This is a genomic window from Enterobacter sp. Bisph1 (genome assembly GCF_000814905.1).
Lineage (GTDB): Bacteria > Pseudomonadota > Gammaproteobacteria > Enterobacterales > Enterobacteriaceae > Kosakonia.
Genome location: NZ_JXAG01000042.1, coordinates 47,375 through 60,606, shown reverse-complemented (window position 1 = coordinate 60,606; position 13,232 = coordinate 47,375). Strand labels below are relative to the sequence as shown.

At 54.2% G+C, this 13,232-nt stretch carries 11 protein-coding genes; 4 read left to right on the top strand and 7 right to left on the bottom strand.

The features are described from left to right. Nucleotides 1–61: 61 nt before the first annotated feature. Nucleotides 62–1,159, top strand: coding sequence for a lactonase family protein (locus RW65_RS13180; RefSeq protein ID WP_039057222.1), 1,098 nt, complete (start codon nucleotides 62–64; stop codon nucleotides 1,157–1,159). A gap of 2 nt (nucleotides 1,160–1,161) precedes the next feature. Here RW65_RS13180 and RW65_RS13175 read toward each other — a convergent pair whose 3' ends face one another. The 7 genes from RW65_RS13175 to RW65_RS13145 form a co-directional block, all read right to left on the bottom strand. After that, entirely contained in the window at nucleotides 1,162–2,085 is a 924-nt protein-coding gene (locus tag RW65_RS13175; RefSeq protein WP_039057221.1) for a LysR family transcriptional regulator, read from the bottom strand. Then, entirely contained in the window at nucleotides 2,075–4,735 is a 2,661-nt protein-coding gene (locus tag RW65_RS13170; protein WP_231564390.1) for an aconitate hydratase, read from the bottom strand. Before RW65_RS13170 ends, RW65_RS13175 begins: the two co-directional genes overlap by 11 nt. Nucleotides 4,736–4,856: 121 nt before the next feature. Continuing rightward, nucleotides 4,857–5,534, bottom strand: a complete 678-nt coding sequence (locus RW65_RS13165) for a transporter substrate-binding domain-containing protein (protein WP_039057219.1) — start codon at nucleotides 5,532–5,534, stop codon at nucleotides 4,857–4,859. Further along, nucleotides 5,521–6,894, bottom strand: a complete 1,374-nt coding sequence (locus RW65_RS13160; RefSeq protein WP_039057218.1) for an MFS transporter — start codon at nucleotides 6,892–6,894, stop codon at nucleotides 5,521–5,523. The genes RW65_RS13165 and RW65_RS13160 overlap by 14 nt, the downstream gene beginning before the upstream one ends. A gap of 11 nt (nucleotides 6,895–6,905) precedes the next feature. Beyond that, nucleotides 6,906–7,796 (bottom strand): amidohydrolase family protein, encoded by an 891-nt coding sequence (locus tag RW65_RS13155; RefSeq protein WP_039057217.1) that lies wholly within the window; start codon nucleotides 7,794–7,796, stop codon nucleotides 6,906–6,908. Nucleotides 7,797–7,822: 26 nt separating this feature from the next. After that, nucleotides 7,823–8,476 carry an aspartate/glutamate racemase family protein gene (locus RW65_RS13150; protein ID WP_039057216.1) on the bottom strand — a complete coding sequence of 218 codons (654 nt, stop codon included), beginning with the start codon at nucleotides 8,474–8,476 and terminating at the stop codon, nucleotides 7,823–7,825. A 52-nt stretch (nucleotides 8,477–8,528) separates the two neighbouring features. Then, a complete protein-coding gene (locus tag RW65_RS13145) occupies nucleotides 8,529–9,599 on the bottom strand; it encodes an isocitrate/isopropylmalate dehydrogenase family protein (protein WP_039057215.1) in 1,071 nt (356 codons plus the stop codon). Nucleotides 9,600–9,926: 327 nt separating this feature from the next. Here RW65_RS13145 and otnK point away from each other — a divergent pair, with 327 nt between their 5' ends. The 3 genes from otnK (at nucleotide 9,927) to RW65_RS13130 (ending at nucleotide 13,192) form a co-directional block, all read left to right on the top strand. Further along, nucleotides 9,927–11,186, top strand: a complete 1,260-nt coding sequence (gene otnK / locus RW65_RS13140; RefSeq protein ID WP_039057214.1) for a 3-oxo-tetronate kinase — start codon at nucleotides 9,927–9,929, stop codon at nucleotides 11,184–11,186. Beyond that, nucleotides 11,179–11,817: a 3-oxo-tetronate 4-phosphate decarboxylase gene (gene otnC / locus RW65_RS13135; protein ID WP_039057213.1), complete on the top strand. Its 639-nt coding sequence runs from the start codon at nucleotides 11,179–11,181 to the stop codon at nucleotides 11,815–11,817. The genes otnK and otnC overlap by 8 nt, the downstream gene beginning before the upstream one ends. 73 nt (nucleotides 11,818–11,890) lie before the next feature. Further along, complete coding sequence (locus RW65_RS13130) at nucleotides 11,891–13,192, top strand: SLC13 family permease (protein ID WP_039057212.1); 1,302 nt, start codon at nucleotides 11,891–11,893, stop codon at nucleotides 13,190–13,192. The last annotated feature ends 40 nt before the right edge of the window (nucleotides 13,193–13,232 follow it).

Here is a 13,232-nt window from a genome sequence, read left to right as displayed (position 1 = left end):
TGTTATCACGTTTCATTAAATGCATTTTTAGTATAAAAAATGCAAATAGAGCGAGGAATTCATGACCAGATTTGCTTATGTTGGCTGCCGGACGTCGGCGTGGCGCGGCGCGCGGGGGAAAGGGATTACGGTATTTCGTATTACCGACGCGGGGGAGTGGCAGCAGATCCAGTGCATTCCTTCCGTTCAGGACAATCCTTCGTGGCTGACCCTCGATGTTAAGCGCGATCGTTTATACGTTCTGCACGGCGATGGCGACCGGGTTGCCGTCTTTCATCGCGACCCACAGACGGGTTTACTCAGTTTGCAGAGCGACCAGACAACGGGCCCGCGCCACGCGAATCCTGACCTCGATCCGGCCCGCCGGAACAACCCTGTCGCCGCCGCTCTGACGCCGGATGGGCAGACGCTGCTTATTGCCAATCACGAGGGCGGAAACATTGCCGCGCTGCCCGTTACTGACGCAGGCCTCGGTGCGCCGGTCCATTTTTCCGCTGTCGAAGGGCAGGGGAATGACGGCGGAATTGCCACCCTTTCTCGCCCGCATGAGATTGTCTTCGCGCCGCACAGCGATCGCTTTGCCGTGCCGATTCAGGGCCGAAAAGCGGGAAACGGCATCGATATGATTCGCCTCTATCGCTGGCTTCCATCGCAGGCCTTCCAGACAAGTGAAGTCCGGCTTCCTGCAGGGAGCTGGCCGCGTCATGTTGATTTTCATCCCAATGGCATCTGGCTTTATGGCATTAGCGAACTGAGCAGCACCGTCACGGTGTTTGATGTCGACAGAGAATTCGGCGCGCTGTCCCTGAAACAGACCCTTAGTGCGTTACCGGAAGGTTATGCAGAGCGAAGCGACGCCAGCGAAGTGGAAGTTCACCCCTCAGGGCGATTTGTTTATGCCGCCAATCGCGGTCATGATTCTATCGTCCTGTTTCGCGTCGATCCGCACGATGGCACGCTAACGCCCGTCGAATGGGTGCCGTGCGGTGGTAAAACGCCCCGTTTCACTACGTTATCCCCTGATGGGTCGCAGTTCATTAGCGCCAATGAAGATTCAGATACCCTGCAGGTCTTTGATGTCGACAGTGAAACCGGCAGGCTTAGCCCCACAGCAGTGCTTGTCGAAACGGCCAGCCCAACCTGCATCTGCTTTGCCTGAACTTAGCGGGCTGGCGTGGCGCTAGCAGGATTAACGGGCTTCGCCGGGGGGATCAAATGGCTCAACAGGGCTTTGACCGACGGCGAAGCCTGCGAAGCGTTTTTAACACCGATCAACAGCTCCCGCCGTGCCCAATGATCGGACAGCGGAATGAATTTTACGCCGCTGTGCAATGTCCAGGGCGCCAGCTCATGCACCGGCAGTACGGCAATGCCCAGCTGCTGCGCCACCAGCTCGGCCATGGCGATAAAACTGCTGACGCGCAGCCCGACGTTCAGGCTTTTGCCTTGCGCACGCGCCTCTCGTTCGAGGATCTGGTTCACGGCGCTCAGGCGATGGGCGCCAATCATCTTTTCGTTAACGATATCCGCAAAGCTGAGCCGCTCGCGTCCGGCCAGCGGATGCGTCGGCCACACCAGCACCGATAATTCATCCTGCTGCCACGGCCAGCCGTCTATCCCCGACGCGGGCGTCCAGTTAGAAAAGAAACCAACATCGGCTTCGCCAGCAAGCAGCGCCTGCACCACCGCCAGCCCCGTATGCTCCTCAATCTCAATATCCGTTTGTGGATACAGGGCCAAAAAATCCCTGATCGCGCCCGGCAGGCTACTCATCAGCGCGGCGGAAATGGTCGCAATGCGGATATGCCCGCGAATGCCCGCTGCATAATCCCCCAACTCCTCTTCCATATTCTCCAGATGACGAAACACCTGGCGGGCGTGATAGAGCAGGGAGTGACCGGCCGGTGTCAGCGCGATACCGCGCGGCATACGCAGCATCAGCTGTGTGCCGACCTGTTGTTCCAGCTCGGCGATGCGCTTACTCACCGCCGACACCGCCGTATGTTTGCGCCGCGCTGCGCGGGTCAGATTCTGCTCCTCGGCTACCGCCACGAAAAGCGCTAGCGATACCAGGTCAAAGCGCATCTTTCTCTCCCCTGGCAAGCTTAAGGGTTTGCTGAATAACATAGGGCAGAATGCCGCCATGCTGCAGATAACGTAACTCCTGGCGCGAGTCAAGGGTTAAAGAGAGGGGAAATTCACCCATCCTGGTGCCATCACAGGTTATACGCATCAGCAACGGCGTACAGCCTGGCTGCAGATTTTCCAGCCCGCTAATCTCAATCTCCTCACGGCCGGTCAGCGCCGGTAACCGTGCCGCGTCGGCCGGAGTGATATGCAGCGGCAAAATGCCCATCCCGATAAGATTAGTGCGATGAATACGCTCAAAGCTGTTCGCTACTACCGCTTTTACGCCGAGTAGCGCCTGGGCTTTGGCGGCCCAGTCCCGGCTGGAACCAGCGCCGTAACGCTCACCGGCAAAAATAACCAGCGGTATTCCGGCGGCCAGCCAGCTTTGAGCGGCTTCATAAACCGGCACGATATTGTTATGCCCCCGATCCCAGGCTTTCGCCCCCTCGCCGCGCCGTTCGGCAGGCAGCAAGCGGTTGATAAGGGATTTATTGGTAAACGCGCCGCGTACCATCACTTCGTGATTACTGCGCCGCGTCGAATAGAGATTGAGATCGGCCGGATCTTCCCGGTGTTCAAGTAACCATTTCCCCGCCAGGCTTGCAGGCGGGATCGCCCCCGCCGGAGAGATATGATCGGTGGTCACATCGTCGCCCAGCCACAAAATGGGGTGCGCGCCAGAAAGGGTAAGGGGAGCGGCAGGATCGCGGGGTAAGCGCTCAAGGTAGCCGGGGCGACGAAGATAGGTCGAGGTCGATTCCCACGGATACAGTACGCTTCCCGGGGCTTCGATCTGCTGCCAGTGCGGGGTTCCCTGCCAGATAATCTCCCGGCGTTTTACATAGTGTTCGCGTTTAACGATCTTTTGCCGCCACCTGTCGACCTCTTCCCGCGACGGCATAAGATCCCGCAGGGTTACAGGCCGCTGCTGGTGGTCATAACCAATCGGTTCGTGAGTAAGATCGTAAGAAATATGACCCGCCAGCGCCCAGGCAATCACCAGCGCCGGTGAGGTGAGATAACCGTGCCCCAGCGACGGATTCACCCGACGCGGGAAGTTGCGATTGCCTGATAGCACACAAACGGCCTGCAGCCCTTCGTTGACCATCTCTTCCATAGCGGGTTGTAACGCACCGGAGCTGCCAATGCAGGTCATACAGCCGTAGCCGGTAACATCAAAGCCCACTTTCTCCAGCTCGGCCAATAATCCCGCTTGCTGCAGATAATCAGTGACGGCACGCGAGCCGGGCGAAAAAGATGTTTTCACCCACGGTTTCGGCTTTAAACCGAGTCGCGCCGCATTACGGGCAAAGAGCGCCGCCTGGATGATCAGCCACGGATTGGCGGTGGTCGTGCAACTGGTGATCGCCGCGATGGCTATCGCGCCCTGGCTGATGGGCTGCGGATAAGCCGCGTGCTGCCAGCTAAGGGATTGAGTCTGCGGGCTAAGGGTCTCTTCGAAGCTGATCGCGGCCTGGCCGAGGGGGATCTGTTGATGCGGATTCACCGGACCGGCCATACAGGGCTCTACGCTTGCCAGATCGAGTTCAATCAGTTGGCTGAATTCTGGCTGTGGCGAATCCGCTGCGCGCCACAAATGCTGTGCCCGCATATAGCCCTCAATCAGTTGCTGTTTCGCTTCCGAGCGCCCGGTCAGCGCGACGTACTCCGCGCTACGTTCGTCAAAGGGAAAGTAAACCACCGTCGCGCCATATTCGGGTGCCATATTGGCAAGGGTCGCGCGCGATTCAACGGACATCGTCTGTAACGCCGGTCCGGTAAATTCCACAAACTTACCCACCACGCCGGTTTCACGCAGCAGCCGCGTAATATGCAGCGCCAGGTCGCTGTCGCTAACATCCGGGGCAAGGGCGCCAGAAAGGGAAATGCCAACGACTTCCGGGAAACCTAAGGTCACCGGTTCCCCGACCAGCGCGGCCTGACCTTCAAGGCCGCCAACGCCCCAGCCCAGAATGCCCAGCGCGTTTATCATCGGTGTATGGCTGTCGGTAGCGATCATGCAGTCGGCATGCAGCAACGGCAGCGGTGCGCTTTCATCGACGCTGACCACTTCCGCCACCGCTTCGAGGTTCATCAGGTGAATAATGCCGGTACCGGGGGGAATAACGCGGAAATTGTCGAGGCTCTTCTCCGCCCAGCGAATAAAGCGATAGCGCTCCGCATTACGGCGAAAGTCATACTGTAAGTTCTCTTCCAGCGCGGTGGGCGAAGCATAGCTTTCGACAATCACCGAATGATCGATAGTCAGCACCGCCGGAATGCGCGGGTTAATCGCCGCCGCATCGCCCCCCAGCTCCGTTACCAGGTTGCGCATCGCAGCGAAATCCGCCAGCGCGGGCAGGCAGGTAGTGTCATGAAACATCAGACGATCGGGATAGAACTCCACCTCATTTTTCGCTGCAGAACCGTCAAGCATCTGTAAAAAATGATCCAGCGTGCCGGGCGAACGTAGTGCGACGTTTTCCAGCAAAATGCGCAGGCAATAGGGGAGTTTTTGCAGGCGTTCAAGAGGGAGATATTGCGTAAGATCCAGGTAGTGGTAGCGCTGGCCGTTAATCACCAGTTCAGAGCGGATTGATGTCATAAGCACGTCCATTACAGCAGTCGTTTTAGGTTTTGTCGCGATACCATCTCATGGGAATAACGGGGTGAAAATTGAGGGTTGGATAAGCGAGCGTTCCCGAAACGAGAACGCTGCGAACGCGTTACGCCGCGCCTAACTGTGAGGCGATCAGCGCTTTAACCGAACCATCCTGTTGCCATTGCGTCAACAAGTCGCTAACGGTTTGATACAGCGCACTATTGCCTACCGGAACACATATCGCCTGCTGAATCTGCGTAAAGTTATCCGGCAACACGCGAAAGCCAGCATGTCCCGCCGCCGTCCGCTCAAGGGGCTGGCGAATGCCCGCGGCCATCTCGCCTTCGCCCTGCAGAAACAGATCGATCGCCTGCTGTGAAGAGGCAACGCGATTCAGGGTGGCGTGTTGCAGCGCTCGCGTCAGATAGAGATCGTACGCTGCACCTTTCCCAACATTAATCACCACACCTTGTTTATCCATCTCATTCACGCTCTGCCAGCGGCTATTTTCGCGAACCAGCACCGTCCCCTGAATGGTGATATAGGGTTGCGTGAAGTGAAGTACCTCTTCGCGCAGGGGATCAACGGCCAGAAAGGCGATATCCCACAGCCCTTTTTGCGCGTCGTCCACCACCTTACCCGCCGTCGGGTAAGGGGTGAACGCGGGCGTTTTGTTGAGCGTCGCGGCAATCTTCTTCGCCAGTTCGACGGTGATGCCGCCGCAGCTGCCGTCCGGCAGGCTTTTTGCCAGCACGGCATTACCCAGGTTGATGGCGAAACGAAGTGGATCAGTGGCTGACATGCGGCTCCTCGGTAAGATTATCGTTGCGTTGATTATCAAAATTAAGACGCTGGATTTTCCCCGCCACGAATAGATAGCAGCACAGGTTCAGGAACGCGCAGACGCCAACGAAGATCAGCGCGCCGTTAAACGATCCGGTGTCTTTAATAATGTAGGCGATAATAATCGGTGTGAAAATGCCGGAGATATTGCCAATCATATTGAACAGTCCGCCGCTCAAACCGACGGCTTCTTTCGGTGAGAAGTCAGAAACCACGCACCAGCCCATCGCACCAAAGCCTTTGCCAAAGAAGGCGAGGGACATAATGGCAACCACCACCCAGGCGGAATCCACATAGTTACAAATCACCATGCTAACGGCCAGCAGCATACCGATCACAATCGGCGTTTTACGCGCGGCGGAAAGGCTAAAACCCCGCGACAGCATATAGTCCGACAGCACGCCGCCTAACAGAGCACCCGCGCAACCACACAGTGCGGGTAACGATGCGACAAACCCGGCTTTTAAAATGGTCATCCCGCGATCGTGCACCAGATAGACCGGGAACCACGTCAGGAAGAAGTAAGAGAGGACGGTAAAGAAGAACTGCCCCATGTAGACCCCAAGCGCCAGGCGGTTAGTCAGCAGCTTCATGGTGTAGCCTTTGCCGACATTGTCCCCTTTTTTGCTCGCCTTCATGTTGATCAAGCCGCCGCCGGACTGGATGTAATCCAGCTCTTCATTATTGACCAGCGGGTGCACTTTCGGCGTATCCGCCAGCACCTTATTCATCACCAGCGAAACAATAATCCCCATTCCGCCCATAAACCAGAACACCGCTTCCCAGCCGTAAGTGTAGGAAAACCAGCCCATCAGCGGCAGAAACACCACCAGCGCGAAGTACTGGGCAGCGGTGGTAAAACCTGATGCTTTACCACGCTCTTTTGCCGGGAACCAGGCGGCAAGAAAACGGGAGTTCGCCGGAAGGGTGGGCGCTTCAATCAAGCCCATCATAAAGATGAAGCCGAAGATCATGATGCGGGTCACCCAGACGTTGTGGAATGAGGTGCTGAATCCGACCAGAAAGACGAAAAAGGACCAGGTAAAGACGCCGGCCACCAGCACTTTTTTGGATCCGAAACGGTCGAGCAGCCAGCCGCCAGGATATTGGCCCAGCACATAGGCCCAGGTAAACGTCGAAATCAAATAGCCGAGGGCGACAATATCAAGACCGGCGGCTTTAACCATATCGGTGCCGGCAATGGAAAAAGTCGCGCGATCGCCATGGTTGAGGGCAATACTGAAGAACACCATTAACAAAATCATATAGCGATAATGTGTGGGTTTCTTTTTCGTTTTTGTAGAGTCAGGTGTTGTCATTATTTTCGGCCTTATAGTGAAGACGAAACGTTAAATCCATAAAGTTCTGCCGGGTTATCAACAAATAATTTCTGCCTTACCCGGTCGTTATTTGCCCACTGGGAAATATTTCCCAGAATTAATGCGTCATCCGGCATTCTCTTATTTGCGCTAATTAAATTCGGATGCGGCCAGTCGCTTCCCCATACCACCCGCTCCGTTCCGTCATGCAAAAAACGCGTTATCATCTGCGCCATATCGGAGACGTCATCGCATTGCGACTGATGATAAAGGGCGGAGAGCTTGACCCAACAGCGCCCGGACTCGAGTAACTCCCAGGCCAGTTTCCATGCCGGATGCGTCATCGGCGCGGGCTGCGGCAGGCGAAAATAGTGGTCAATAACCAGATTGCCGGGCATTTGTTTCAGCACCGGTGCTAACGCTAATAACGTATCGGCACTGGCGTGAAGCTGGATATGCCAGCCGCGCTCGGCCACGCGTTTCGCCAGCGGTAAAATCATCTCCGGCGTCGTCACATTACCGGCACCAAAATTAAAACGGATGCCGTTCACGCCTGCTGCCGCGAGGCTATTCAACTCTTCATCGCTCACGGCGTCCGTCACAACCGCTTCGCCACGCGCCGCGCTGCCAAACTCTTTTAATGCGGCAATCAGACAGCGATTATCCGTGCCATAGGAAGAGGGCTGTACTAATACGTGACGCGTAAAACCGAGATAGCGTTTAAATGCCCGATAATCGCTTACCGTCGCATTGGGTAAATCCCGTTTATCATCGGGCGTATACGGAAAGCGTCGGTCAAAAATATGATGATGGCAGTCACAACTGTTCGCTGGTAATACATAATCAGGCCGAGTCGCCAGGTGACTGTATTTTATCTCTGCCGCTATTAGCTCTTTATTCACAGCGATGCCTTAATGTCTGCAAAAGATTACTTCATCACATGCTTAAGTTTTTTTACCGCCGATTGTGGGCTACTTAATACCGTGCAAGGGACCGCAGCTTTCACCTGTTGATAAGCGATCTCCATCGAGAAGTGGGCGAGGATAATCGCGGCGGCTTCCTGATGCTGTTTCGCTGCTTCAACAATCAGTTGGTTGTGACGTTCGGCATTGCCGCTGTTCAGGGCGTCTCGCGCACCGGCAACCACGACGCTGCTGAGAGTGGCATCGGAGTGGTGGGATGAAGCCAGCGCCTGAAACTCCTCTTCCATCCCCTTTACCGCCGGGGCAAAGGTCGCCAGCATCACGATATTGCCACCCTGTTCGAGGGCATCTTCAAACATCGCCTCGTTCGGCTTGAGGATCGGCAGCGCATGTTGCTGCGCGCTGGCCTCAATCGCCGCGCCAAATGCTGAGCAGGTAAATAGCACTGCGGACGCGTCAATATTGACCGCATAGTCCACCAGCGTATCAATGCGTTTATATAAGCGTGGGGTCAGGGCTGACTCTTTTGCGCGATCGACACTTAACGCATCATCAAGAAGATTGCTGATTTCTGCCTCCGGCCAAAGTTGTTTAAAGGTGTCATTTATGGGGCCGACGGCCAGCGGCGTGGCATGAATTAGGACGATACGTTGACGCATTACGCTCTCCACAACGGATGGCCGCCCGCAAGACGGGCAGCCTTATTCAGACTCAGGCGCGAATAGCCGCCGCGACTTTTTCTGCAAATGCTTTGGTGCCGCAGGTGCCGCCCAGATCCGGCGTACGGGTTTGCGGGTTTTCCAGCACTTCGTCCACGGCGCGGTGGATTTCATTGGCCGCTTTCAGGAAGGTCGGTTGGTTATGCTTCTCGGCATACCACGAAAGCATCATTGCCGCCGACAGGATCATTGATACCGGGTTCGCTTTATCCTGGTTTTGAATATCCGGTGCGGAACCGTGCTGCGCCTGGGCGCAACAGTGGGTATCGCTGGCCATAATCGAACCGGCCAGTCCTAAGCTCCCGGAGAGTTCGCTTGCCAGATCGCTGATGATATCGCCGTAGAAGTTGGTGGCGACCAGCACGTCAAAACGTTCCGGGTTACGCACCAGATGCGCGGTGGAGGCATCTACCAGCAGATCGTCGAGCTGCACTTCCGGGAACTCTTTCGCTACCGTACGCACGGCTTCGAGGAACAGACCATCGGTCATATGGAAGCTGTTGGCTTTATGGATGGCGGTGACTTTCTTCTTACGCTGCATCGCCAGTTCAAAGGCTTTGCGCGCAATACGCTCAGAACAGTGACGGGTGATCTTACGGGTGGAGAGCGCCATATCCGGGCTTGGCATCACTTCACCCCAGCCGCGGGTCATATTGCGATCCGGATAAAAGCCTTCGGTAGCTTCACGCATAATCACCAGATCCATCGTTTTGCCTTCCTTCATGTTGGAAGTCAGGAATGGACGAGTGCGCGCTGGACGCACGTTGGCGTAGAGATCAAGGCCAATACGGAAACCGGCGGACACGTTGCGGCCGCCTTTTTCCGGTGCCGGATAATCAGCATGTGATTGCGTACCCAGAATAATGCCGTCATAGGTTTTGGCTTTATCTAAGGATTCCTGGCGAAGGGTGGTGCCATATTTTTCAAGGCTGGTGAAGCCCACTTCTTCATAATCGAATTCAAAGCCCAGGCCGTAGGCTTTATCCAGGGCATTCAGCACGGTAACCGCAGCCGAGGTAATTTCAGGACCGATGCCATCACAAGGCAGAACCAGAATACGCATAACATGACTCCAATAAGTTGTTTACCTTCGATTGCATTTTTATACCAATAAATGCATTAAACGCAAGGTGATGGAGATCACATTTATCCGATATTCCCGATCGCATTTAGCAATTTCTTTACCTTTCATGGCGTTAACGCTCCTGGCTGGAAGTAACAAAATATGGCAATTGAGACGGGCATTGTGGCGCATATTAATAGCTATCAGGCAATCGACATTGTTAACTCGAAAAGTGTGATCTTAACCACGTTTTAACAAATGGGTTATTTGCATTTTTTATCACATAAAAGCACTATGATGAGCATCAAAGCATGTCGAGGAATCAAAATGATTAAGTTAGGCGTTATCGCCGATGACTTTACCGGTGCAACAGACATTGCCAGTTTTATGGTAAATGCGGGCTGGAACGTCGTGCTGTTTAATGGCGTTCCGCACCAGGCATTCGACGCCAGCAATACCGATGCCATTGTTATCGCATTGAAAAGCCGTTCAATTCCCGCAAACGAAGCGGTGGAAATGTCGCTTGCGGCAAGCGACTGGTTACAAAAACAGGGATGCCAGCGTCAGCTATTTAAATACTGCTCAACCTTCGACTCGACCGCGCAGGGCAATATCGGGCCGGTAACCGATGCGCTGATGAAGCAGCTCAATACCGCCGTCACCCTGATTTGCCCGGCGGTGCCGGATAACGGACGCACCATTATTAATGGTCATCTGTTTGTAAAAGGGGAGTTGCTCAATGAAAGCGGCATGGAGCACCATCCCGTGACGCCGATGAAACACTCCTCCCTGAAAAAACTGATGGAAGCCCAGTCGGTTGGACGCTGCGGCAATATCAATCTGGAGACGGTAAAAAACCATCCCGAAAACATTGCGGCAGAAATAGACGCGCGGCTGGCGGATAAAGTCCGCTATCTGGTGTTCGACGTGCTGGATAATCAGGATCTGCTTACCGTGGCGCGGGCAACAGAGGAGTTTCCGCTGGTTACCGGTGCGGCGGGCTTAGGCTATGCCATCGCCACGCTGGACAGTGAGAAAGCCTCTGCCAACAAGCAGGCTTTGCAGATCGAGCCGCAAGGTCCTGCCGTGGTGCTCTCAGGCAGTTGTTCCGCCATGACCAATCAGCAGGTTGACTTCTATCAGCAACGCGCTTCGTCGCTGGCGCTGGATGTGGAAAAAATCATTAACGACCCGGCTTATCTGCAGACGGTCTCCGGCTGGGTGCAATCCCATGCCAATGAATCCACCGCACCGCTGGTTTATGCCACGCAGCCGCCACAGCTGATTGAGTTAATTCAAAAGCATTACGGCGCGGCCTTCGTCAGCACAAAAATTGAAGCCTTCTTCGCACAGCTGGCCCAGTCCCTTGCCGGGGCGGGCTTCAATAAATTTATTGTCGCCGGTGGCGAGACATCTGGCGCGGTGACGCAGGGCCTTGAAATTGACGGGATGATTATCGGTGAACAGGTCGCACCTGGCGTGCCCTGGACACAGGTTCTTAACCGGTCGCAATGGGTCATTCTTAAATCCGGAAATTTCGGTAACCCGGATTTCTTCCTGAAAGCGCAGGAGCACTATCATGAGTGAACAACAACTTCGACAGGATATGGTCCGCTATGCACGCTCTATGTTTGAGCGCGGTTACAGTAGCGGCGGCGCAGGGAATATCAGTCTTAAACTTCCCGACGGTAATATCCTGGCGACGCCGACAAACTCCAGTTTTGGCGATCTCGTCGCCGATGAACTGAGTAAGGTCACTATGGAGGGCGAACTGCTGTCGGGCCAGAAAGCCTCGAAAGAGGTCTTAATGCACCTGGCGATGTACCGTCAGCGCCCGCAGTGCGGCGGTATTGTTCATCTGCACTCGCCGTGGCTCACCGCGCTCTCCTGTCTGCCGGGCATCGACTGCGAAAATGCGTTACCGCCCATTACACCTTATTACGTCATGCGCGTGGGGAAATTACCGGTGGTGCCTTATATTCGCCCCGGTTCACCGCTGATTGCTGAACATGTAGAAAAATTGGCTGCGGAACATAACGCTATTTTACTTGCTAATCATGGGCCGATTATTTCCGGTAAAAATATTCGCGAAGCGGTATTTAATGCCGAAGAGTTAGAAGAAACCGCGAAATTATATTTTATGCTGAAACCCTTTGGCATGAATACGTTAACCGATGAAAACGTTGCCGAACTCAACGCCACTTTCAATATGAAATAATTGACTTACCCTGCGCGAGTTTATCGCGCAGGGTTTGCCTGCAATAAATAATTCTACCGAAATAAGGTCGTATATGTCGCTGATGCTTATCACCGGGATAGTGATGTTTATACTCCTAACCTGGGGTTTATTAAAAAATGTTTTCCCACCGGGCGTATTATTTATTGTTCTGCCAACCATTGCCGCACTGGTATGTGGATTTGGGTTTAAAGAGCTGGGTGAATATGTTGCCCAGGGGCTAAAGTCCGTGGTCGGCACGGCGACGCTGGTGGCATTCAGCGCCATGTTTTTTACCTTAATGAAAGAGGCGGGCGTATTTGACGTTATTGTCCGTTTTATTCTGCGCTTTATTACGCCATCGACCTTTTCCGTCTTACTGGCAACGTTAGTCATTGCCTCCGTCTGTAGCCTGGACGGCAATGCCTATGCCACGTTGCTGGTGACGGTTCCGGCGTTGCTGCCGATCTATGAAAAAATGAACATCAGTAAAAAAACGCTTTTACTGTTGATAACCGTCGGCGTTGGCGTAACGGGCATCACGCCGTGGGGCGGTTCACTTAACCGCGCAATTGCCGTCACCCATTTAGATATTCTGGATGTCTACTATCGGCTTATTCCCCTGCAGGCGGTACTGTTCTTGCTGGGCGTCATTCTTTGCTGGGTAATGGCAAAACGCGAAGACCGCAGCGGTTCAGGCATAACCCGTGAAGAGTTTGCCGTGATGCGTGGACAAATGCTCACCAGCAACACCAACCACAATCCGTGGCTGCTAAAACTCAATTTTGCGCTGGTTATCGCCACTATTGTCATCCTTGTTTCAGGATTAGTGGCAGGAAACTTCCTCTTTATGTTGGCCTTTTCGCTGGCGGTAATGATTAATTACCCCAATACCAAAGAGGCGCAGCAGAAGATAAAAGAGTACGCCCTGACCATCTTCCCGGTGATTGTGATTTTCCTTACCATCGGCGTATTCGTCGGGATTTTGCAAAACACCGGTATTATCAAAGTGCTGGTTAACGAGATTGCCGAAATCTTCCCAACCAGTCTCGGGCCTTATCTTTATCTTATCCTTGCCGCTTTTAGCGTGCCGATTGTGATATTAATCGGCTCCGATGCGTTCTACTTTGCGTTATTACCCCTTGCCGTTGGGCTGGGGCAGAACTTTGGCGTATCGCCGTTACATGTCACGATTGCGATGCTGATTACGGAACAGATCGGCCTGCTGCTCAGCCCGGTGATTCCCGCCACGCATCTTGGTTTGAGTTTGCTTAATTTACGCGTTGATGAGCATATTCATCACTCATTATTAAAGGTATGGATAATGAGCCTGTGCGCCCTGATTGCCGCGTTAGGGCTGGGGATTATTCCGCTGTAAAAAGCGCTGGCACAGCAGCAAACTAAAAAGAGAAGAAGGA